This window comes from Rhodobacteraceae bacterium S2214, from assembly GCA_025141675.1.
Taxonomy (GTDB): Bacteria; Pseudomonadota; Alphaproteobacteria; order Rhodobacterales; family Rhodobacteraceae; genus Yoonia.
Map to the genome: position 1 here is coordinate 1,197,633 of CP081161.1, position 22,908 is coordinate 1,220,540.

The window sequence follows — 22,908 nt, forward strand, 5'->3', positions numbered from 1 at the left end:
TGGATATTTCGATGCTATCGATTGATGGCCTAGAGGCCCAAGTCGCTCAGACTGGGGTGATCGTCGGGACGACGTCCGAGCGGCCAGTGGAACTTCCGGTCCGTTTCTGCGATAGGATGTTCGTTGATGCTGGCAAACCGCCGTTCCATGTAACCGTTTTCGTCGAACTCCCAGTTTTCGTTGCCATAGGCACGGAACCAGTTGCCGCTGTCATCGTGATATTCATAGGCATAGCGCACCGCGATGCGATTTCCATCATGGACCCATAGTTCCTTGATCAGACGGTAATCCAATTCCTTGGCCCACTTGCGTGTGAGGAACTCTTCGATTTGGTCGCGACCTTCGGGGAACTCGGCCCGATTGCGCCATTTGCTGTCAGGCGTGTAGGCGAGCGCGACCTTGGCGGGGTCGCGACCGTTCCAGCCGTCTTCGGCAAGGCGGACTTTTTCGATTGCGGTTTGGTGTGTGAAGGGCGGCAACGGGTGACGCGGGGCTTCGGATGTCATTCTCACTCTCCCTTTTCAGCTAGAAGACCAACGGCGGTCGTGGGCATTGCTTGAAATCCGGGCAATGCTTCGAAACGGGCAAGCCAGGAACGCACATTCGGATAGGGATCAAGCGATACGTTCCCCTCAGGCGCATGAGCTGTATAGGAATACGTCGCAACATCCGCGATTGTCGGGCGATCACCGACAAGCCAATCACGGCCTACCAGACCTTGTTCCAGCTTTTGCATTGCTTTCGCGGCCACTGCGGCGGCGAATTCTGGCTCTAACGGTGCGCCAAAAACGGTGATCAGCCGCGCGGCACAAGATCCAAACGCAATTTCACCAGCAGCAAGTGTAAGCCAACGTTGCACATTAGCTTCGCCGATTGCCGTGCTTGGAATCCAGTCGGGAGCGTATGTCCGTGCGAGGTAGACTAAGATCGCGTTCGAATCCGAAACGATCACGTCGCCGTCCTCAAGAACCGGCACTTGGCCATTCGGGTTCATCGCGAGAAATTCAGGCGATTTATGGGCACCGGCGCCAAGATCGACAGGGACGGCTTCATGCGCAATCCCTGCAAGTTTTGCGAATACCAAAGCACGATGCGCGTGACCTGATTTGGCGAAATGGTGAATGCGGACCGCGTTCGACATGAGCGTCTCCAGTTAGTTTTGAATGTTAGTGGACGATTAGCAGTTGCAGTCATGGGGGATAATTGTCACTTTTGGTGTAACTTTAGGCCCTGAAAGGGCGCAATATCATGGACAAGATTGACCGCATGCGCGCATTTGCGTTGGTTGCAAACAACGCTTCATTCACCATCGCTGCTCAGCGTATGGGGCGGTCTGCGCGTTTGGTTAGCAAATACGTTGCTGATCTGGAAAATGCGCTGGGTGTACAATTGCTCAACCGCACGACGCGCAGCGTCTCATTGACGGATGCGGGGGCGACTTACTTGGCACTATGCGCGCCGCTGCTCGATGGGTTTGATGAGCTTGAAGACAGAGTGAGAAATGAACAGGCATCGTTGCGCGGCGTGATCCACATTTCCGCACCCACCGGGTTTGGTGCTTTGCGACTTGTCCCATCGCTTGCGCGATTTGCAGAGAAACATCCGAACGTGGAACTTGATTTGAAGTTCTCTGACCGCAGGGTTTCGATTGTCGAAGAAGGCCTTGATCTAGCTGTCAGGATTGGCCCGATGCGCGATAGTTCCCTAAAGGTTCGCCAACTTGGCCGCATGCCTTTGGTTGTCTGCGCATCGCCGGCCTATTTGATCCGTCACGGTCAGCCGGACCACCCGAAGGCGCTTGCCACGCATGAATGCATTCTCGACGGCAACATGACTGAACCGACAGTGTGGCGATTTTCGGTCAACGGCCAAGATGAAGCTGTGCAAGTCAACGGGCGATTTCGGATGAATGCTCCAGCGGGGTCGGCCCGTCTTGCCATATCAGGGGCGGCGATCGCACGATGTCCTGCCTATACGGTTGCCGATGCTTTGCGGTCGGGTGAGTTGGCCGAGCTTTTCGCCGAGAACCGTGTTTCGCCTTATGTTGTGGCCGCACTATTCCCGCAAAACCGGCGGCTGACGACAAGAGTGCGCGCACTGATTGATCATCTCGCAAACGACTCGGCATTGTGCCCAGACGGCGCATGATGAACACAATTTTTACGCGCCCGTATCAGTGATTTTTGCCCGCAGTATAAACGGTTGTGATCAGGTAATATCATTGGGCATCGCTCATCACGAACGTTGGTTGACTAGAACCCGTGCTTCATATTCTTTCACGCAGCGCCGTGCGGTTTGGTTGTGTGGGCTGCCCATTGTCCGTAGCTCGGGGAACAAATCAAATAGCTCTTCGCGTGAGGAATCTTCAATCGCATTCAGTCCAATTTCGCCCGCGTAGAAGCTTTCTGTCGGTAGGTCGTTTGAATAAACGATCTCGTGTTGGTCGAACATGATGTGAATGTAAGTCACCTCATCACATGGTTTTTCGAACGCAGCACCGGTCCCGACGAGGTGTTTCGCAGTAACCAACACCTCGTTTGTTCCGAAGTAGAGCTCTGCTTGATAGCCCACGATCAGAACGCGGTGGTTCGGGGAAACGAGGATGGAATGCTGCGTGTCACCTTGTTTTGCGCCTAAGAACTTCACGGGGGCAAATCGGCCCCGCCCAACAACCGTTCGGCTTCCGATCCAGCGGATTGGACGAAGACCATGGTCTCGGGTCAGCACCAGATCGCCCGGCTGCAAGGTTTCGACTAACCTTTCCCCCATAGGTGTCTTGATCAAGGTGCCTTTCGTGAAACAGGGAACGTCACGGTAGTCTAGGTCATTAACAAGCGGTGTAGCCCCGCTTCCATTTGCTGGGGTGTCGTTGTCCGAATCCGACAACGCAAAATTTCCAGCCACATCAATATCAGCGTCGTTGGCGTCGTATCCAACAACATTATCCACGACGTCCTTCAGTCCGTCGCCATCGCTATCGGCGGATGCGTCAATTGCCGCTTGGCTGAAACCGTGACCTGCTTCAATGACATCATTGACGCCATCGTTATCCGAGTCCGTATCGAGAAAATCAGCAGTTCCGTCGGTATCTGTGTCAACCGGTGTGACACCGCCAGCCTCGTACGCATCGTCAAGCCCATCCCCGTCGCTATCGTTGCCCGTAGGCGCGATGTAATTGGCTGTGCTTTGGGCTTCGACGTTGTCGGTGATCCCGTCGTTGTCGCTATCAAGATCAAGGTGATCAGCGACGCCATCACCGTCGCTATCCGTTGTGCTAGCGATACCGCTGACATTGAAGACTTCTGTGGTTGTTCCGCCAAAATTCGGATTTGCACCTGAATCGATAACGACAACGCCATCAAGCGACACCGTATAGCGCGCCGGGTCCGCACCACTTATGCCATCGCCAAAATCATCGATAACCGTGAAGGAGTAGTCACCCAAGCCTGCAACGCTGACATTCGTGACTTCGACAACGTTGTCATTAATTGTTGTGTCGCTGGCGATAAGATTGCCGTCAGGATCACGTAGTTCCCACCGCGTATTGTCCATCTGAGTGAACTCATCGGCGTCGAATGCGATCGTGATCGTGCTTGGCGTGGTGACAGAGTACCCTTCGTCAGTATCCAAGATTCCGTCGCCATCATCGTCGATATCTTGGTCATCTGTAATGCCGTCGCCATCCGTGTCCAAGGCTGGCACATCAAAACGCAAGTCGCTGATACCCGACCCACCCGTGCTCGTCCCGTTGGGTCCGGGTGCAAAGGTCAAATCGATCTGCGATATAGGCCCCGGTAGATTAACGGTTACATCGTTCGCGATCGTGCCTGCGGATTCAATGGTCACCGAACCGTCAGGGTTCGCGAATACGTTTTCGTCCTGAACGCCGCTTAAGCTGGAAATGACCGTTGCAGGATCGAGAAGTACGCCGTTCTCGTCATACGCGTAGATGATCCACAGGTCATCGAACGTCGATGCGCCGTCGTCGTTGACGTGGATGAAGTCAAAATTCAGATTTTCAATTGGCGTCGAAAAATCGTAGCTCGCCGTGATCGGGGACGTTACCCCAAACGCGCCAAATTCAGAAACCGTATTACCACCTTGTGATGCGTCCCAGGCATTGGCTGTAAAGCTGGCCGTAACGACTGTGCTGTTGCCGCCTTCAGATACGGTTGTCGTACCGTTCTCTGCCGTCCCATTGGGACCGGTCAGCCACAGAGCATTATCAATAAAAGCCATCTTGCAGGTCTCCTTCGCTTCAGGCCCCATGAACACAGGCTTCGCAAAGTCGGTAGCATCCGAAATTCTACATCAAAGATGCGAACCCTTTGAACCTCAACCTTCCGGTTGATCGACAGGTAGATACTATTGCGTGGTCGTTGGACGGGACTTGCTGAAAAGATAGACGGTCCTGCTAAGGAATCCCTAAGCAGTAAACGGGTAGGGTGGCAGCTAAAGATATATCCAGAGGCGGGAATTGACCGAGCACCTACCAGAAAGGTTAGTCGGCTACCCGAATTGGCGATTTTTCTGCCAATAGCTTCGGTGCTGGCCGTTTGCGTATAACATCAAGGTTGGCAGCAACCGACGCAGGGAAGGTGCTGCCAACCTCAACAAGTAGATTACTAGAAGGTATAGTTGATCATGAGGCCAGCAGTCGCTTGTTCCTCTGATCCGCGTTCTTGCACAATTGAAGAGTCACGCACGTCACCGCTGAGGCGATCAAATTCGGCAAACCCAACAAGCGATACATTCTGATTAAGCGGCACAAATGCCGATGCGTGCAGACCGTATGACATGATGCCGCCGTTTGCGTCATATTCACTGATACCAGACGCCACGGATTGGGCCGCCGAGACATCAAAATAGGTGCTCGCATAGCTATCGTCAGAAAAACTGGCCGTTGGACCAAATGAAATGACGGACTGCTTTCCTAGAATTTCGACGGGTGCGTTGTAAGTGATATCAACGTCTCCAACGATCCCATCATGGCCGCCATCGACGCCCTTGCGGATCGCAAGATTGGCCTGCAGATTTCCATATGTATAGGCGAGATAGCCGCCGACTTCGGCGGTCTCTTCAATATCCCCCAATCCCGCGATTTCCGATTTAGCGACGCTAGACAACAGCAGATCGTGTTTGGATGGGGTATCTTCGCGGCCAAAATCATATGTCAGTGCGACGCCTGCGGTCAGGTTGTCGTCTTTGTAGACGTCATACGACACCCCATCGAGCAAAGAGATATTGAGACGATCTCCGATAGCGACAGACACGTTAGGAATCGCGTAGGTCGACGTCTCATTGCTGCCGAGGAACGATGGCATGGAAACCACCCCACCTGTGATGGTGAAGAAGATGTCGTGTCCGGCAAAAGTGTCTTCGGGGGCGTTTTGCGCGAAGGCATTGGCAGGGAGGATGGCCAACATGGTCGCGGCTAGTGTTGTGGTAGGTTTCATAGTCTTCTCTTTCTAGATGCGCGGTATTGCGCGTTTGTGGAAATGGTGAGGGATTTGTTGATCTAAGGACGGCGTAAACTGGTTGGTGCGGATCAAGCCTGCTTCACTTGCAAGCGACGTCCTTTGCCGAACAGAATTCGGAAAAGCCAAAACAGCATCAGCACAATGATCGTCAGCTCAGGCAGCGATAGGATCCCGCTGTCGCGCACTGCCTGAGGGAAAATGCTGGCGCCGGGCCCAGTGAATGCAGAACCGGCAGCGATGAAAAAACCGAGACACATACGCCAGATGTGCTGCGCGATCCGGTGACGATCCGTCAGGGTTTTGCGCAGGAGCACGACAAGATCGTTGATCACGCCAACACCGGCCATCCCCGCGAGGAAGAAGTAGTCGGCGGCCGCAAAACCGCGCAGCGCCTGATCTGGGAACGTCAGCGCGCAAAACGCGGCTGCTAACAGCCCCCCGGTGTTGAGAAAGTTCATACCTGCAACCGCACCGAACGATGCAACGCGACGCTTGTTTCGCATACGGGCGAGTAACCACCCGCTGATGACCAAAGTCATGCCCAACACACCTGCATGAAATGTGATGTAGAATGTGTCGAACTTGATCAGCCCGAGGATCGCACCGAGGCATGAAGAAAGCCCCATTGTAATCGTAAACACGCGCCCTGCGTTGACGTGGTGTGGTCCACCTTTTCGGACGGCGAATGTGATGGCGCCCATCACAACGGCAATGGTTCCAGTGGCGATATGAGCGATAGTGGTGATCGTCAGAAATATGAACATTTGAGGTCTCTTCGGCTGTGGCCAAACATCTGCTGGCCGTGAAATTTGAACCCTCATTGCCCGTCAAATTTGTGCCTGTCGTCCGCGCGGGACGGCGCGTACACTTTTCGTGTATTTCAGTTGGTCCGTTTTGAACGTTGATGCCGGTAGAGAATTTCGCCTATCAATCGGCATGCTTACCGATGGAATCATTGCCCTATCAGCGGCGTGCTTGGGCATCGCGCTCGCCGGTGCGATGTCTGCGATACGCGGCCCGCAAGACGGGCCCGCACGGTTTTATCTCATGCTTGTCTTTGGCGTGTCTGGCGGCATCGTTGCGACGCCACTCGTCTTTGCGTTCGCCCCGTCAATGTACGGCTTTTTTTTGCCGGCCATCTTGGTCCTGTTGCTGATCCAGCCGCCTGCCGTTTTCTATTATGTCTCCGCAAAGACGACAGAACTGACATCTTCGTCTATGCGGCGACGTGACATCGTTCTACCGATTGCGGCCGGATTGGTGATGGTTGGCTACTGGTTGCAGCCCGCGCAGGCCAAAACGGCGATGTTCATTTTAGGTGAACTGCCTGCGGGCATCGTTCCGTCAACGCTTGTCTTGACGACGTTTATCCTGATCTTCTGCTGGGTCGTGTCATCGTTTGTTTATCTCATCGCCACGTTGCAAAGATTGCGTGAATATCGATCAAAACTTCGGACACTTTATTCCAATCTCGATGACCGTGAATTGCGGTGGCTTGACTGGTTTGTGGTTTCTATTGTCATCGTTTGGGGTGTGGTCGCTGTTACGTTTGTCGCCGAAAATACAGGCTTCGATCAGGTAGTGGTCGAAGAATTGGTCTACGGACTGACCGCGTGCCTTCTGTTATTTGTCATGGCCTTTGCATCGATATCCCCACCCGACCCGATGATCGAAGACGCTGCGACGCCAGAAGATCCGCCGGAGGCAAAATATGCGCGGTCAGCGTTGAGCGATGATCACGCGCAACAACTTGCCGCGCGCATCAAGTCTGCCATGAGCCAAGATGCGTTGTATCTTGATCCGAATCTGTCGTTACAGAAACTATCGCGTCATGTCGGCGCTTTGCCCAACCAGATTTCTCAAACGTTGAATGAACGCATTGGGCTGACGTTCTTCGACTTTATTGCGCATCACCGGATTGAAGCTGCCAAACCGCTCATCATTGAGAATAAGGAATCCTCTTTGACGATTTCATTGGACGTTGGTTTCAATTCGCGTTCGACATTTTACAAAGCGTTCAAACGGGAAACCGGCATGACGCCCAAGGCCTATCGGGACGCGATGGCGGCTGAGCTTGAAGGTGCATGAGTGTCTCGCAATCCAAGGTCAGTTTCCAATGGAGGCGAACCGCCGCAAGAACGACAACTAGCCATTACGTTTTCATGATTAGCGTGGCGCAATCAGCTTTTCCAAACATTGACGAAGCACCTTTTGTTCCTCGGCCGAAAAAGAAGCCATCAGGTTTTCGTTGAAGTCCAACGCCTCTTTTTGAAGATCGACAAAGGCGCTTTGCCCTTGGCTGGTCAATGAAAGGGTTTCATGCCTGCGGTCCGTCGGAACGGTTGATCGTGTCAAAAAGCGACGGTTTTCTAACGCTGATACTGCGCGGCTGACCTTTGTTTTATGCAGGTCCGACATTTCACAGATCTGTTTCGCGGTTAAGTCACCGTATCGACCGAGGTGAAACAAAACGCGCCACTCAGTCCGCAGCATACCGTAGCGGTCTTTGTAGGCCCTTTGAAAATCGAGGCTCGTCACTTCAGCCGCGCGGTTCAGCAGGTAGGGCATGAAGTCGGATAGTTGGAATTGGGATTCTTTTGACATCTTGTGAAAATAACCCGTTGATAGTTACAAATGCAACAAATACTTAAGTGTAAATCATGTTGAAGGAAGCCCCATGAATAAAACTGTTACACCACATGGCCTACAGCAAGCACCGACAGCGGTAGGCACTGTCGAAGGATATATGCCTGGTTGGGGCAACGACTTTGAAACCGAGGCATTGCCGGACGCATTGCCGCAAGGCATGAATTCTCCGCAAAAATGCAACTACGGCCTTTACGGCGAACAGTTGTCGGGCACCGCATTTACTGCGCCAAGCCATCAAAACGAACGAACGTGGTGTTACCGGATTCGCCCGTCCGTGAAGCATTCGCATCGCTATGAGAAAATCGATCTGCCATACTGGAAATCGGCGCCCAATGTGGTCGCAGATGTAACATCGCTTGGTCAGTATCGTTGGGACCCTGTGCCGCATACGGACGCACCTTTGACGTGGCTCACGGGCATGCGCACAATGACAACGGCGGGTGATGTGAACACACAGGTCGGCATGGCGACGCATGTCTATCTGGTGACTGAAAGCATGGTCGACACTTACTTTTATTCTGCGGATTCAGAAATGTTGGTCGTCCCGCAAGAGGGCCGTCTGCGGTTTTGTACTGAACTTGGTGTCATTGACATTGAACCGCAGGAAATAGCGATCTTGCCGCGTGGTCTTGTGTACCGTGTCGAGGTTCTAGAAGGCCCGTGCCGCGGTTTCGTTTGTGAAAACTATGGCCAAAAATTTGAATTGCCGGGCAGGGGGCCGATTGGGGCAAACTGCATGGCCAACCCGCGTGATTTCAAGACGCCTGTCGCCGCCTTCGAAGATCGCGAAGTGCCGTCAACGGTCACCATCAAATGGTGCGGCCAATTCCATGAAACGAAGATCAACCAAAGTCCGTTGGACGTGGTTGCGTGGCATGGCAATTATGCGCCGTGTAAATACGATCTGAAAACCTATTGCCCTGTCGGCGCGGTCTTGTTTGATCATCCCGATCCGTCGATCTTTACTGTTCTGACCGCGCCATCTGGGCAAGAAGGCACGGCGAACATAGATTTCGTCCTGTTCCGCGAACGTTGGATGGTTGCCGAAGATACGTTCCGCCCGCCTTGGTATCACAAAAACATCATGTCCGAACTGATGGGTAATATTTACGGTCAGTATGACGCCAAACCCAAAGGGTTCATTCCAGGTGGGATCAGTCTGCACAATATGATGCTGCCGCACGGGCCTGACAGGAACGCGTTTGAAGGTGCTTCAAATGCCGACCTTCAGCCGCAAAAACTCGATAATACCATGTCATTCATGTTCGAAACCCGCTTCCCGCAGCACTTGACGACGTTCGCAGGAACCGAAGCACCTTTGCAGGACGACTACATTGATTGCTGGGCGGACATGGAGAAGAAATTTGACGGGACACCCGGTAAAAAATGAAGCTTTACGGCTATTGGCGTTCAACCACATCGTTCCGGGTAAGGGCCGCGCTGAACCTAAAGGGGGTCGCTTATGAAACGGTGTCCGTGGATTTGGGCGCGGGCGGCCACCATGCAGCCAGTTATATGGCGCTGAACCCAAGTCGGGGTGTTCCGACCTTCGTTCTGTGTGATGGGACGATCCTGACTCAGTCGATGGCTATTTTGGATTACATCGATGCGACATGGCCTGACCCGAAGCTTATCCCGGCTGATCCGATAGCGCGCGCAAAGGTTCTGGCAGTCGCACATGGCGTCGCGTCGGATATTCATCCGGTTAATAACTTGCGTGTCATGAAAGTCCTTGATGGTGAATTTGGTGCAACAGCGGATCAAAAGAAAGCTTGGATGCAGCATTGGATGGCAGAAGGTCTGGCTGTGATAGAAGCGCAGCTTTCCAGCAATACGCCTTTCGCCTTTGGTGACGCACCAGACCTCGCTGACCTCTGTATCGTTTCGCAAATGTATAATGCCGATCGCTGGGATCTTCCTTTGGACCGCTTTCCGAAACTTACAAAGATCACTGCAAACTGCCTTGCTGTGCCCGCCATCATGGCTGCTCACCCCGACAACCAACCCGACGCGAAAGATGACACATGACATTGCTTAAATCTTGGGTGGAAAGCGCGAATAACGCCGACACGCCTTTCCCGCTCAACAACCTTCCTTACGGTGTTTTTGCACCTGATGCAGAAACGATGCCACGGTGTGGGGTCGCCATTGGCGATATGATTTTTGATCTGTGCAAGGCCGAAGGCGATGGCCTGATTGATCTGGGCGTTGCTGTTTTCGACGTACCTTACTGGAACGAAGTCATGGAACTCGGTCCTGAGGGATGGGTCGATTTGCGTGCGCGCTTGGTCGCGTTGTTGGCGGAAGGTGCGGAAGCATTGCCAGACTATCTTGTCGCGCAATCGGATGTGACGATGCAGATGCCGTTCAAGGTCGCTGAATTCACCGATTTTTACGCAGGCAAGCATCACGCGATGAACGTCGGCACAATGTTCCGAGGACCAGAAAACGCATTGCCGCCGAACTGGCTGCACATCCCGATCGGGTATAACGGACGTGCTTCAACTGTCGTGGTGTCGGGCACTGACATCGTGCGCCCGAACGGGCAGACCAAAGCGCCGGACGCCGAGGTGCCATCCTTTGGTCCTTGCAAGCGTTTGGATATCGAACTGGAAATGGGGGCCATTGTTGGTGGCTCAAATACCATGGGTGATCCGGTAACGGTTCAGCAGGCCGACGACATGATCTTTGGGTATGTGCTGCTGAACGATTGGTCCGCGCGCGACATTCAAGCGTGGGAATACCAGCCGCTTGGACCGTTCCAAGCGAAAGCGTTCGCTACGTCGATCAGTCCATGGATTGTGACCAAAGAAGCGTTGGAACCGTTCCGCACCAGCACACCTGCCCGCGAAAAGGATCTGTTGCCTCATTTGGCCGAACCGGGGCCGATGCTTTATGACATTGATCTGTCTGTCACCATGGCTCCAGCGGGCAAGGGTGCGACAACCATTGCTCGGACGAACTACAACCAGATGTATTATTCCGCAGCCCAGCAACTGGCGCACCACGCGACGTCCGGCTGCGCCATGAACATCGGAGATCTGATCGGATCGGGGACCATCTCTGGCCTTGAAAAAACCGAACGCGGATCACTGCTGGAACTGACGTGGGGCGGCAAAGAGCCGATGACCCTTGAGACTGGCGAAACCCGCACGTTTATCGAAGATGGCGATACCCTGACGCTGAATGGCGCGGCTAAAGGTGACGGTTATCAAATCGGTTTTGGAACCTGCTCCGGTACCATTCTTCCTGCAAAATCATTCCCTGTATAAGGACCACAACAATGGCAAAAGCGTTCGCATCCCAAGGGGATATGTCTGAAAAGAAGATCACATTCGACGAGATCGGCGAAGGGCTATACGCCTTTACCGCTGAAGGGGACCCGAATTCCGGAGTGATCATCGGCGACGATAGCGTGATGATCGTTGAAGCGCAGGCAACCCCGCGTCTCGCAAACAAAGTCATCGAAAAGGTCCGCGAAGTCACAGACAAACCGATCAGTCATGTTGTTCTGACGCATTATCACGCGGTCCGCGTTTTGGGGGCATCGGCCTTTGGGGCCAGTCAGATCATCATGTCGGATGCAGCAAGATCAATGGTGATCGAACGTGGTCAAGAAGACTGGGACAGCGAATTCCAACGCTTCCCACGTTTGTTCGAAGGCCATGAAAGCATCCCGGGCCTGACCTATCCAACGACAACCTTCAGCGACAGCATGACCGTCTATCTCGGCAATCGCCGCGTTGATATCAAACAGATTGGCCGGGCGCATACGGCCGGGGATGCTGTCATTCAGGTGCCGGACCAAAACGTTATGTTCACGGGCGACATCGTTGAAGATCACTCTGCCTGTTATTGCGGCGATGGCCATTTTGCGGATTGGGGCAATACGCTCGATGCGATCAAGGCCTATGATGTTGACGCTATTGCGCCGGGTCGTGGCGGTGCATTGATCGGAAAAGATGCCGTTGAGCGTGCGATCGAAAGTACCCGTGATTTTGTGAATTCAACCTATGCACCTGCCGCGCGTGTCGCTGTGAAAGGCGGTTCGCTCAAGGATGCATGGGACGCTGTGCGCGCTGAATGTGATCCAAAATTCTCCGATTATGCGATCTACGAGCATTGCCTGCCGTTCAACGTAGCGCGCGCCTACGACGAAGCCCGCGGCATCGCGCACCCCCGCATTTGGACTGACAAACGTGACATCGAAATGTGGGAAGCATTGCAGGGGTAATCGTCATGGTCGCCGTCAGATATCAAACCGCGTTTCAGCTATACCCGTATGAAAAGGTTGCGGCGCAAGATGCGGACAGGCCGCATCGCCATCCCGTCGTGATCGTTGGGGGCGGACCTGTTGGCATGGGGCTTGCGCTTGATCTAGGGCGCAAGGGCACGCCCTGTGTTGTGCTGGATGATCATGACGGCGTCGGTCAAGGTAGCCGCGCAATTTGCTTTGCGAAACGGACGTTGGAAATTTGCGACCGTTTGGGCTGCGGCGATCCGATGGTTGACAAAGGCGTCGTGTGGAATGTTGGACGCGTTTATCGGGATGAAAAAGAGGTCTATGACTTCAACCTTCTTCCCGAAGACGGCCACAAACGCCCCGCCTTTATCAATCTACAACAACCGTATTTTGAACAGTATTTGGTCGACGAAATTCGTCGCCAACAGGCCATGGGTGCGCCTATCGAAATACGGGGACGCAACTGTGTTACAGCGCTTGATCAAAAGTCGGATCATGTTGTTCTGACAGTTGATACGCCCGATGGACCTTACCAGCTTGAAGCTGACTATGTGGTCGCCTGTGATGGGGCGAATTCCCCTATTCGTGGGATGATGGGGCTCGATTTTGATGGGCGGGTGTTTGAGGATAACTTTCTGATCGCTGACATCAAAATGCGGGCAGATTTCCCGACGGAACGCCGGTTTTGGTTCAATCCACCTTTCAATCGGGGTGAAACGGCGCTTTTGCACAAGCAACCTGATGATGTGTGGCGGCTGGATTTCCAGCTTGGCTGGGACATTGATCGCGAAGCAGAACTAAAACCGGAACGGATCAGCGAACGGGTCTCTGCCATGATCGGCGAGGGCATCGATTTTGAATTGGTTTGGACATCAATTTACACGTTCCGTTGCTGCACGATGGAGGAATACCGCCATGGCAACGTATTTTTCGCAGGTGACGCTGCCCATCAGGTCAGCCCGTTTGGGGCGCGTGGTGCCAACGGTGGTATGCAGGATGTAGACAACCTTGGTTGGAAACTGGCGGCTGTCGTCAATGGCGAAGCGGGCGATGCCTTGCTGGACAGCTACCATCACGAACGCAAATATGGAGCAGTGGAAAACATCAAGAACTCTAGCCGCACGGCCGATTTCCTGACGCCGCGCAATCCCGCCCATACGTTGTTTCGTGACGCGGTCCTTGACCTTGTCGAACATCAGGCGTTCGCACGTCCGTTGGTTAATTCCGGCCGCTTGTCGCTGCCTTGTACTTACGATCAGTCCAAATTGAACGGCCCTGATGAGCTGCCGGGTGCGCCTACGCGAACTCGTCCAGGTAGCGCGTGCTCTGATGCCACGCTCGCGCAGGGGCACTTGCTGGACCGGCTTGGTGATGTCTTCATGTTGCTGGCGATAAAGATAAATATCCCCGAGACCTTTCACGTTGCAGGGCTTGATATTGATGTTGTTGAACTGGCCGAGGACGACGACCCGACGGGTGCGCTAGCAGATCGTTATCTTGGCGCGAACAGCGCCGGAGTTTACCTCATTCGGCCAGATCAACACGTCGCGGCACGTTGGGAACGATTTGATCGCGAGGCTATTGAGAAAGCTGTGCGCGTGGCGCTTGGGGGCACAGAACAATGACCAAGTTGAACCTTTCGCCCAACCTAGAAAACCCCGATGATTTCTATGCCGCATTGCTCGCGGCTCATGATGGGCTCACCTTAGAAGAGACGAGCGCATTCAACGCGCGCCTCATTCTGGTTCTCGCTAATCATGTCGGGGATCAAAATATACTGGAGCAGTCGATCAAGATCGCGTCCCAAACCGGTTAGCAGTTCAGTTTCATTGGGTAGCAGACCGTTGCCGCGAGTGTTCGATTGAGCGTTGGCAACGGCTGCCTGCAATGTCAAAACTTACCCCGCCGACGCGACTTCAGCGCGCTCAACGACGCGCTTGAAGAAAAGGTAATACAACACCGGTGCCGCGATCATCGTCAGAACGGACGCGAACGCCAATCCGCCCATGATCGTTGCCGCCATGGATTGGAAAAAAGCGTCCCATAGCAATGGCAACATCCCCAAGATTGTCGTCGCAGCCGCGAGGAATACGGGCCGCAGTCGGGATGTCGATGCCGTAACGATAGCCTGTTCCAGAGGCATGGTGGGGTCTGCCGCGCGTGTCAGGTCAATTTCTTCGACAAGCACGATGCCGTTCTTGATCAGCATACCGGACAGGGACAACAATCCCAGAAGTGCGGTGAAGGTGAACGGTAAACCTGCACCCAGCAACGCAAGGCTGACGCCGTTGACAGACATGGGAACCAATAGCCAGATGATGATCGGTTGACGCAATGCGTTAAACAGCAGGACGGTGATTAGCACCATGATGATCATGCTCATCGGAAGCTGTGAACCGAGCGACGCCTGCGCATCAGTCGAGCTTTCGTATTCGCCGCCCCATTCCATGATGTAACCGTCTGGAATGTCCATATCTTCGATGGAAGCGCGCACTTCGGACAAGACTTCGGTTGCAGTCATATCGCGTGGGATATCCGCACCCACGGTGATGACATTTGTGCGGTCACGGCGGAATACCAACGTATCCTGCGGTTCGAACTGGAAACCGTCGATTACCTGTTCCAAGGGCACCAATGCCGCGTTGCTATCCGAATAGATCACGTGATCAATCAACGATATATCCGCATCCGGCGCGGTACGCAGGATGATCGGGATTTGACGATCACCTTCGCGGAAGACGCCAGCGGCACTTCCTTCCGTGGCGAATTGCAAGGTGCGGGTGATATCGGATCGCGAAATGCCGGATTCTTGGGCGCGGTCTTCGGCGTAAATCGGGCGCAACACCAATTCCTGTTCACGCCAGTCATAACGCGGAGATATGATATTGGGTGATGCCGCGCGCAGACGTGCGACAGCTTCGTCAGACAAATCGCGTAGGACTTTTGGATCAGCACCGGAAAAGCGGACTTCGATCGGCGCCCCACCGCCCGGACCAAAGGCCAGACGTTTCGCGCGGAATTCACCTTGTGGCACGGCCTCGACCGCGAATGCCTCAAGCGCGTTCATCTCATCTTCGATCACATCAAGCGACGTGACACGCACGATCAGGTGGCCGTAGCTGGGGTTCGGATCTTCGCTGTCGTAGGTCAACATGAAACGCGACGCACCCATGCCAGAATAGGACGTGACAGCGACCACGTCATCGCGTTCGATCAGCCAGTCTTCCAGCGTCTGCATGTCGCCCGACGTCTGATTGATACCTGCGCCCTGAGGCAGTTTGTAGTTCACAAAATAGAGCGGCGTGTTGCTGTCTGGAAAGAACTGTTGCTTGATTTGCCCAAACATCGCGTAGCAAACAACCGTCGTGCCGATTAGCGCGGCCAGCACAAGCCAACGCAGCTTCAGGCTGGCCCGCAAGACGCTGGCATAGCCGCGGAAAATCAGACCGTCGTAGCCACCAGTGCCGCCCGCCTCGCCTTGACGGAAAAAGTAGTGGCCCAACAACGGCGTGACAGTAATCGCCAGCACCCAAGATAACAGCAACGAAATTGCGATAACCGCAAATAACGAGAACAGAAATTCACCTGTCGCATCGGGGCTTAGGCCAATTCCGGCAAAGGCCATGATCCCGATCACAGTGGCACCGAGCAGCGGGATTTGTGTTTTGCTTGCCGCCTCTGTGGATGCTTCGCGCGAGTTTTGCCCGCGCTGCATGTTGATTTGCATGCCTTCGGCCACAACGATGGCGTTATCCACCAGCATCCCCATGGCGATGATCAACGCACCCAGCGAAATGCGTTCCATTTCAATTGATCCAAGCGCCATGAAGAACAGCGTGCCAACAACCGTCAGCAACAGCGTGGCACCAACCACAACAGCGGCCCGCCACCCCATAAAGACCGCAAGCACGATGATCACAATTGCCACCGACATCGCGAGGTTCACCAGAAATGTGTTGGACGCTTCTTCAACGACAACGTGCTGCTGGTAGATCGGTTCAATCGAAACGCCCAAGGGGATGGATGCCTTAAGCTGTTCCAATCGTGCGTCAACGGCGTGGCCGACTTCGACAATGTTTTCTGTTGAAAGCCCCGCGACGCCCAGACTGAACGCTTCGACACCGTTGTGCCGTAGGATCAGGTTCGGGGTATCTTCGCGGCCGCGATAGACATTGGCGAAATCGGATAGATTGACGACCTGACCGCCGACACCAACATCAAGTGCCGCAATCGCGGACACGCTGTCGGACCCTTCGGGGCGTTGCAACAATGTGCGTCCTTCGTCGCTCTGGATCGACCCGCCATCGACAACTTCGTCTGCGTTCGCGAGGGCGGCTTGCATCATCGCGGGCGGAATACCCAAAGACGTCGACAGGGCCAGATCAGGTTCGACGTAGATGCGTTCGTTTGGATTGCCCGAAACCACAGCATCCGCCACACCATCAACGGATAGCACTTCGAGCCGCAGGAAATCCGCAAGGTCATTGATTTCGCGGTCGCTAAATCCGGGCGCGGTCACCGCGTAGTATAACCCGTACACATCGCCGAAACTGTCGTTGATAAACGGCGTTGTCGCACCACTTGGCAGCGCTGCCTCACCGACGCGGTTACGCAGTTTTGTCCAGATGCCGGGTAATTCGCTGCCGTCGTAGTGATCCTGCATTTCCACAGTGATCCACGAAAGACCGGGCTGGTTCATCGTTTCGATCAGGCGGACTTCACCCATCTTTTGGATCGCGGATTCAATCGGTTCGGATACCTCATCGGCGACTTCTTCCGCCGTGGCACCGGGGTATTGCGTGACCACAACCGCCACCTTGATGGTGAATGCAGGGTCCTCAAGCCGTCCCAGCGACGAAAACCCCCAGATGCCCCCGAACAGGCAGGTCAGAATGACGATCCATGTGTAGATCGCGTTGTTGATCGAAAAGCGTGCGATATCCATTGTGCGTTCTTAGCCCCCGAAACCGGTGAACCGGCGAACGTCTTGGCCGTCTGTCAATGCGGATGCCCCGACGGTCACGATCTCTTGCCCGGCCTCAAGGCCCGATGTGATTTCGACTTCACCGCGCTCTGTTGCCGCGACTTCGACGGCTGTTAACGTGACTTGCCCTTCGCGTTCGCCGGTTGGCGTAAACACCATAACGTGGGTCGATCCGTCGTTCGCAATCACCACGGCGGAGGAGGGGATCATCACAACAGTATCGTCCGTCGCCAAAGTGGTTGTGACCTTGACTGACGAACCGGGCCACACGGTCAATCCGTCCGTAGGTGTCATCCCAAGTGTGATGGAATAGGTCTGACCCACAGTCGCCGTTTCCGCATTCACTTCTCGAATCCCAAGCGGATAGCGGTTTGCGTCGCCCGTAAATTCGGCGTAAATTTCGACATCCGGATTGCGGCCTGCTTGCCGGAACAAGATTTCGGGAACTTCGATTTCGATCCGAAGGTCTGACATATCGTGCAAGCGCACGACCGGTGTCCCCGCAGCCGTCGTTGAAAAGTTGGGCACAAGGCGTGACGCTACCAATGCATCAAATGGCGCAACAAGGGTGGCCTGACTTAATGCGCGTTCGGCGTTGCTGACCGCGATGCCCGACAATTCGACCTGCGTTTCGGCGTCCTGCACGGTGGTCGGGCTGACGACGTTACCTTCAAGTTGACGGTAGCGATCTAATGTGCGCTGGGCCTGTTGATTGTTCACCAACGCCTGTTCCAAGGCCAGTTCAAACGGCACAAGATCAAGGCTCGCGACCAAACCGCCCTTGGGCACATCAGCGCCCTCATCCAGTGGGAATTCAACGATTTGACCAGACACTTGAAACGCCAAATCAACAGTTTCGCGCGCCACAACGTGACCAAAGAATACACGGCTAAGGCCGGACCCCGTTGCATCAACGGTCTCGATCTTAACGATAGGGGTCTGCGCCAGACTGATCGTTGGGAATGCCAAGATTGTAGCGATGGCAATTGTCCGTATTGCGAGATGTATCCGGTTCACGTTGAACTCTCCTTGCTGCGATAGATTCGTGGACCTATCACAAAGACTCTTATCTAAACTGAACCGTTCACTTAAGCCCCCGTATGTAGTCTGTCTTGACATTTAAGGACAAAAAATTGTCATTTAAGGACATGACATATGTAATCCGCGCCGCTGCCCTTCGGGGCTATACTAAGGTCATGCAGGAACTGGGCGTTTCGCATGCCAAATTGCTGGAACAATTCGCAATCAGCGATGCAACTTTGCGCGATGAAGACGCGTTGTTGCCCATCGGCGCTGTGTGCGGCCTCCTCGAAGCCAGCAGTCTGGCCACAAAATGTCCAGACCTCGGGCTGCGCATTGCCAAACACCAGGATCACGAGGTTCTAGGCATCCTTGGGCTTGTCATGATGAACGCGAGCACCCCAGCCGAAGCGGCGAGCATCGTTTCGCGCTTCATATTCCTGCAAGGCACGGCGCTGCGGATCGATGTTCAAGACCCTGGAACGCTTATCCCCAACACGGTCGCCATCAACTTTTTCATCGACGGCGTTTCGGCAGAGGCGCAGCGACAGGCCCTTCAACTCACGCTCGGCATGAGCTTCCAAGCCGGACAAATGCGCGATCCGCTCCGCAAGACGATCAAAGCGATTTCCCTGCCGCATAGCGCGGGCGGATCAATAGGCCGGTATCAGAAGTTTTTCGGTCTTCCGGTGTACGAAAACCAACCGCACGCTGCGTTTCATTGTGACGCAGCCGCATGGAATATGCCGATCGGGGATGTCGTCCCGAAGGTTGGGCAAATCGTCAAGGAACATCTGGAACGGAATTTTCCGGTTCCGGGCCAAAGCCTCGCAGATCGCGTTCGGATTGTTCTACGCCCGATGATCGGAACACCTCAAGCTAACCGCGAGGATGTCGCGCGCATCCTTGCCATTCACCCGCGAACCCTGCACCGACAGCTCCTTGATGAAAAGACCAGCTTTCAAGATATTAAAGACACCCTGCGCAAAGAGCTGGCCTTGAAATACCTCACAGAAACAAATGCGACGCTGGCGCAACTGTCTGCGTTGCTCGGCTTCCCTGAACAATCCGCATTGTCGCGCGCCTGCCGCAAATGGTTCGACATGCCGCCCATCGCCATTCGCAAGAGCCGCAAAAAGATCGGCTAACGGTCCGATTTCTTGCGGAGATGCCGTAAGGTTTACCGCGGATCGTTGCGGGCCCTGTGGCAAATGGCGTTCCCGCCCCCTATCTAGACACTCTGTCGGTGAAGACGGCCCTGATCAGGGTTTTCGACATCAATGATTTTAGGCTTTGGTTAGGCGGCGACCGCCGTACCTTTGATCCCAAACGGAGCGTATGAAAATGTCCAAAACTCTACAAATCGATATTGTATCTGATGTCATGTGCCCGTGGTGCATCATCGGGTATCGCCAGCTGTCAAAGGCGTTGGACGCCACTGGCACTGAGCACGAAATTCAGTGGCATCCGTTCGAACTGAACCCGCAAATGCCGCCCGAAGGTCAGAACACCCGCGAGCATATCGCGGAAAAGTACGGCAGCACGCCTGAACAATCCGAGCAGTCCCGCCAACAGATGACAGCACTGGCGGCCGATCTGGGGTTTGATTTCGAATGGACCGAACATTCACGCATGCACAACACGTTCAACACGCATCAATTGTTGCACTGGGCGAACACCCAAGGCCGTATGCATGATTTGAAGATGGCGCTGTTTACCGCCCACTTCACAGACCAACGCAACCTGTCTGATAATGCCGTCTTAGCCGATGTTGCCGCCGAAATCGGGTTGGACCGTGCAGAGGCTGTGGCGGTGCTTGACGATCAGCGCTTTGCCAAAGACGTGCGCGGCGCCGAACAGTTCTGGCAACAACAGGGTATCTCCGGTGTGCCAGCGGTTGTGTTTAACCGCAAACACCTTGTGACAGGGGCGCAAGGTGTCGAAAACTACACCAGCATTCTGACACAACTTGCCGAAATGGACGCATAACCTGCATCATTTGTTTGTTGGCTTGGTCCAGCGGCACTCACGAAGAGGCCGCTGGACCAAAGTGATTTATTCGAAACCTTCGACGACAACTTTGCCTTTTGCGGTGCCCGTTTCAATCAAGCGGTGCGCCTCGCTCATGTTGTCTGCGTTAATAGGGGACAGCACAGTATCAAGCGTTGTGCGGATGCGGCCCGCGTCAATTTCATCCGCTACATAGGTCAGCAGGTTGTGCTGCTCGATCATGTCATCGGTCTGGTGCATGGCACGGGCGAACATGAATTCCCAATGCAGGCTGGCCGCCTTGGTCTTCATGCCAGCCATTTCCATAGGTAGGTGGGTGTCGTCGATTGACACAATGCCGCCTTGCGGACGGATCAACTCGACAGCCGTATCCCAATGGCGCATGTCGTTGAAAATTGCGATGTGATCGACATGTTGCATGCCAAGCGCGCGGGTTTGTGCGACCATATCTTCGCGGTGATTGATGACGTGGTCCGCGCCAAGTTCCCTGACCCAAGCTTCGGTTTCTGGCCGTGATGCGGTCGCGATAACCGTCAGTCCAGCAGCTTTGGCCAACTGGATACCGATGGATCCAACGCCGCCGCCAGCCCCGATGATGAGGATGCTATCGCCTTTGTTCGCGCCGTCGCGATCAATGCCAAGCCGGTCGAAAAATGCTTCATAGGCCGTGATGGTTGTCAGCGGCAAGGCAGCTGCTTCTGCAAAGCTTAGGGATTTTGGCTTTGCGCCAACGATCCGTTCGTCCACAAGTTGGAATTCCGAATTTGATCCAGGGCGTGTGATGTCGCCCGCATAATACACTTCGTCGCCAACCTGAAAGAGCGTCACGTCCGGGCCAACGGCCTCGACAACGCCGCTCGCGTCCCAACCAAGGATCACTGGCGCGTCAGGCGTCGCGTCGCGGTTTTGGCGGACTTTGGTGTCGACTGGGTTGATAGACACGGCAGCGACCTTGACCAGTATGTCATGGCCGGTTGCTATTGGTTTATCGACCTCCAGATCGAGAAAGGCGTCGGCGCGATCAATTGCGCCTTTTGTGGTGTAGCCGATGGCTTTCATGTTCATTCTCCGAATGTGATGGGGGCTGCGCGGCAGCTGCGATAGGTACCGCACGATGTTCGGTCGGGGGGAGGAAAAATACGATGTCAGTTTATGGTCGCGCGGTTCAGTCGATGTGGGTCATCTCGTTCAGGATGAATTCAGCAACAGCGCCATCTGTGGCCGCCATGTAGGCTGCAAGGTGTGGCGCGTTCATATGCGTCTGCCACCGTTCGCGGCTTTCCCAGTTTTCGTAAAAGGTGAAATGCGCTGGGTCTTCGTTGTCCTGATGCAGGTCGTAGTTGATGCAACCTTCTTCGGCGCGGGTGATCGGGATCAGCTTCAAAAGCGCGGCTTTCAACAAATCGATTTTGTCTGCGTTTGCTGTGATGTTGGCGACGATTGTAAGCTTGGACATTGTAATGTTTCTTTGGGTGTCTGTTCTGATGAGCTACATATACATCGTTGGCATATACGGATAAGCAATCGTCATTCGAAATGATAATCCGGAAAATCCGTTTAATGCTGATCGACAATATCCGCCTGTTTTTGACCATCGCCGAAAAGGGTAGTCTCGTCGCGGCAGGGCGTGAGGCGGGTCTGTCCGCGACCACAGTATCCGAACGTTTGGCAGCTCTTGAGGCGCATTACGGCGTGGTTCTATTCAACCGCACGACACGGTCGTTAAGCCTGACGGACGAAGGGCGCATGTTACTGAGTGGCGCTAAGGTGGTGTTGGGCGAAGTCGAAGACCTTGAAACACGTATACGGCACGGCGCAGATACATTATCCGGTCCAATCCGTGTCAGCGCGCCAATCGACATTGGCCGCAGTTTCGTATCGCGGGTCATATCGACATTCACGGCAGAGCATCCAGCTATTTCAATCGAACTGCTCTTGTCAGACGGCTATGTCGACATCGTCGGGCAGGGCTTCGATCTGGCCATACGATTTGGCACTGTCACAGACAGCACCTTGCGTACGCGCAACATGGGCCAATTCCACCGTATCGTTTGCGCCGCGCCGTCCTACATCGCAAAGCACGGCGCGCCCCAGACACCCACCGATTTGGCGCATCATAACTGCCTGATCATGCGTTTCGGGACGACCTTGGATAATGTCTGGCGTTTTGGTGCTGAAAAGAAACAGCAAACAGTCACGGTGCGCGGCAATATGATCGTGAATGATGGCTCACTTGTGCGAAAATGGGCGCTCGAAGGGCATGGGATCATTCTGAAATCAGAACTCGATGTGGCAACGGATCTTGAGGATGGGAAACTTGTCGCATTGCTGGAAGACTATGCGTCACCGCCAAACCCGCTCCAGATGATGTTCCCGCCGGGACGGGCACAGCCACGCCGGGTCCGTGCACTGGCAGAGGCGCTGAAGACTGCGATGGCCGAAGAGCTGTAGGATGATAAATACGGACGTCGGTATCATCCCCGACTATCATGCGCCATTGCAAAACACCTTGGTGCTCCGCA

The 22,908-nt window shown here is 54.4% G+C and carries 21 protein-coding genes; 11 read left to right on the plus strand and 10 right to left on the minus strand.

The window, feature by feature from the left end:
* Nucleotides 1-29 precede the first annotated feature (29 nt).
* Together K3729_05975 and K3729_05980 are read right to left on the minus strand one after the other, a co-directional pair.
* Nucleotides 30-506 carry a nuclear transport factor 2 family protein gene (locus K3729_05975; GenBank protein UWR00320.1) on the minus strand — a complete coding sequence of 159 codons (477 nt, stop codon included), beginning with the start codon at nucleotides 504-506 and terminating at the stop codon, nucleotides 30-32.
* Nucleotides 507-508: 2 nt separating this feature from the next.
* Nucleotides 509-1,141: a glutathione S-transferase gene (locus K3729_05980; protein UWR00321.1), complete on the minus strand. Its 633-nt coding sequence runs from the start codon at nucleotides 1,139-1,141 to the stop codon at nucleotides 509-511.
* A gap of 107 nt (nucleotides 1,142-1,248) precedes the next feature.
* Between K3729_05980 and K3729_05985 the strand changes: the two genes are divergently transcribed.
* On the plus strand, nucleotides 1,249-2,148 hold the full coding sequence (locus K3729_05985; protein UWR00322.1) for a LysR family transcriptional regulator: 900 nt from the start codon (nucleotides 1,249-1,251) through the stop codon (nucleotides 2,146-2,148).
* Nucleotides 2,149-2,235: 87 nt separating this feature from the next.
* On the opposite strand, the gene K3729_05990 is transcribed toward K3729_05985, so the two are convergent.
* The 3 genes from K3729_05990 to K3729_06000 form a co-directional block, all read right to left on the minus strand.
* Nucleotides 2,236-4,239 carry a Hint domain-containing protein gene (locus K3729_05990; GenBank protein UWR00323.1) on the minus strand — a complete coding sequence of 668 codons (2,004 nt, stop codon included), beginning with the start codon at nucleotides 4,237-4,239 and terminating at the stop codon, nucleotides 2,236-2,238.
* A 386-nt stretch (nucleotides 4,240-4,625) separates the two neighbouring features.
* The gene (locus tag K3729_05995; protein UWR00324.1) at nucleotides 4,626-5,456 is read right to left on the minus strand and encodes a MipA/OmpV family protein; all 831 of its coding nucleotides are present in this window, start codon (nucleotides 5,454-5,456) and stop codon (nucleotides 4,626-4,628) included.
* 92 nt (nucleotides 5,457-5,548) lie between these two features.
* Entirely contained in the window at nucleotides 5,549-6,244 is a 696-nt protein-coding gene (locus tag K3729_06000) for a hypothetical protein (protein ID UWR00325.1), read from the minus strand.
* A gap of 172 nt (nucleotides 6,245-6,416) precedes the next feature.
* Between K3729_06000 and K3729_06005 the strand changes: the two genes are divergently transcribed.
* Nucleotides 6,417-7,568: an AraC family transcriptional regulator gene (locus K3729_06005; GenBank protein UWR00326.1), complete on the plus strand. Its 1,152-nt coding sequence runs from the start codon at nucleotides 6,417-6,419 to the stop codon at nucleotides 7,566-7,568.
* 78 nt (nucleotides 7,569-7,646) lie between these two features.
* Here K3729_06005 and K3729_06010 read toward each other — a convergent pair whose 3' ends face one another.
* Nucleotides 7,647-8,084, minus strand: a complete 438-nt coding sequence (locus K3729_06010) for a MarR family winged helix-turn-helix transcriptional regulator (protein UWR00327.1) — start codon at nucleotides 8,082-8,084, stop codon at nucleotides 7,647-7,649.
* Nucleotides 8,085-8,157: 73 nt separating this feature from the next.
* Between K3729_06010 and hmgA the strand changes: the two genes are divergently transcribed.
* The 6 genes from hmgA to K3729_06040 are packed head-to-tail and all read left to right on the plus strand — an operon-like array spanning nucleotide 8,158 to nucleotide 14,188.
* Nucleotides 8,158-9,519, plus strand: a complete 1,362-nt coding sequence (gene hmgA, locus K3729_06015) for a homogentisate 1,2-dioxygenase (protein UWR00328.1) — start codon at nucleotides 8,158-8,160, stop codon at nucleotides 9,517-9,519.
* Nucleotides 9,516-10,157: a maleylacetoacetate isomerase gene (maiA, locus tag K3729_06020; protein UWR00329.1), complete on the plus strand. Its 642-nt coding sequence runs from the start codon at nucleotides 9,516-9,518 to the stop codon at nucleotides 10,155-10,157. The genes hmgA and maiA overlap by 4 nt, the downstream gene beginning before the upstream one ends.
* Nucleotides 10,154-11,401: a fumarylacetoacetase gene (gene fahA, locus K3729_06025; protein ID UWR00330.1), complete on the plus strand. Its 1,248-nt coding sequence runs from the start codon at nucleotides 10,154-10,156 to the stop codon at nucleotides 11,399-11,401. The genes maiA and fahA overlap by 4 nt, the downstream gene beginning before the upstream one ends.
* A gap of 11 nt (nucleotides 11,402-11,412) precedes the next feature.
* Nucleotides 11,413-12,363: an MBL fold metallo-hydrolase gene (locus K3729_06030; protein UWR00331.1), complete on the plus strand. Its 951-nt coding sequence runs from the start codon at nucleotides 11,413-11,415 to the stop codon at nucleotides 12,361-12,363.
* A gap of 5 nt (nucleotides 12,364-12,368) precedes the next feature.
* On the plus strand, nucleotides 12,369-13,997 hold the full coding sequence (locus K3729_06035) for an FAD-dependent oxidoreductase (protein ID UWR00332.1): 1,629 nt from the start codon (nucleotides 12,369-12,371) through the stop codon (nucleotides 13,995-13,997).
* Complete coding sequence (locus tag K3729_06040; protein UWR00333.1) at nucleotides 13,994-14,188, plus strand: DUF2783 domain-containing protein; 195 nt, start codon at nucleotides 13,994-13,996, stop codon at nucleotides 14,186-14,188. The genes K3729_06035 and K3729_06040 overlap by 4 nt, the downstream gene beginning before the upstream one ends.
* 81 nt (nucleotides 14,189-14,269) lie before the next feature.
* Here K3729_06040 and K3729_06045 read toward each other — a convergent pair whose 3' ends face one another.
* Together K3729_06045 and K3729_06050 are read right to left on the minus strand one after the other, a co-directional pair.
* Nucleotides 14,270-17,317 carry an efflux RND transporter permease subunit gene (locus K3729_06045; GenBank protein UWR00334.1) on the minus strand — a complete coding sequence of 1,016 codons (3,048 nt, stop codon included), beginning with the start codon at nucleotides 17,315-17,317 and terminating at the stop codon, nucleotides 14,270-14,272.
* Between the two features lie 9 nt (nucleotides 17,318-17,326).
* A complete protein-coding gene (locus tag K3729_06050) occupies nucleotides 17,327-18,364 on the minus strand; it encodes an efflux RND transporter periplasmic adaptor subunit (protein ID UWR00960.1) in 1,038 nt (345 codons plus the stop codon).
* A gap of 140 nt (nucleotides 18,365-18,504) precedes the next feature.
* Between K3729_06050 and K3729_06055 the strand changes: the two genes are divergently transcribed.
* On the plus strand, nucleotides 18,505-19,524 hold the full coding sequence (locus K3729_06055; protein ID UWR00335.1) for an AraC family transcriptional regulator: 1,020 nt from the start codon (nucleotides 18,505-18,507) through the stop codon (nucleotides 19,522-19,524).
* A 196-nt stretch (nucleotides 19,525-19,720) separates the two neighbouring features.
* A complete protein-coding gene (locus K3729_06060) occupies nucleotides 19,721-20,365 on the plus strand; it encodes a DsbA family oxidoreductase (protein UWR00336.1) in 645 nt (214 codons plus the stop codon).
* Between the two features lie 66 nt (nucleotides 20,366-20,431).
* On the opposite strand, the gene K3729_06065 is transcribed toward K3729_06060, so the two are convergent.
* Both K3729_06065 and K3729_06070 read right to left on the minus strand, forming a co-directional pair.
* Nucleotides 20,432-21,445, minus strand: a complete 1,014-nt coding sequence (locus K3729_06065; protein ID UWR00337.1) for a zinc-binding alcohol dehydrogenase family protein — start codon at nucleotides 21,443-21,445, stop codon at nucleotides 20,432-20,434.
* A gap of 106 nt (nucleotides 21,446-21,551) precedes the next feature.
* Nucleotides 21,552-21,842, minus strand: coding sequence for an antibiotic biosynthesis monooxygenase (locus K3729_06070; protein UWR00338.1), 291 nt, complete (start codon nucleotides 21,840-21,842; stop codon nucleotides 21,552-21,554).
* Nucleotides 21,843-21,946: 104 nt separating this feature from the next.
* Here K3729_06070 and K3729_06075 point away from each other — a divergent pair, with 104 nt between their 5' ends.
* A complete protein-coding gene (locus K3729_06075; protein ID UWR00339.1) occupies nucleotides 21,947-22,837 on the plus strand; it encodes a LysR family transcriptional regulator in 891 nt (296 codons plus the stop codon).
* Nucleotides 22,838-22,908 lie beyond the last annotated feature (71 nt).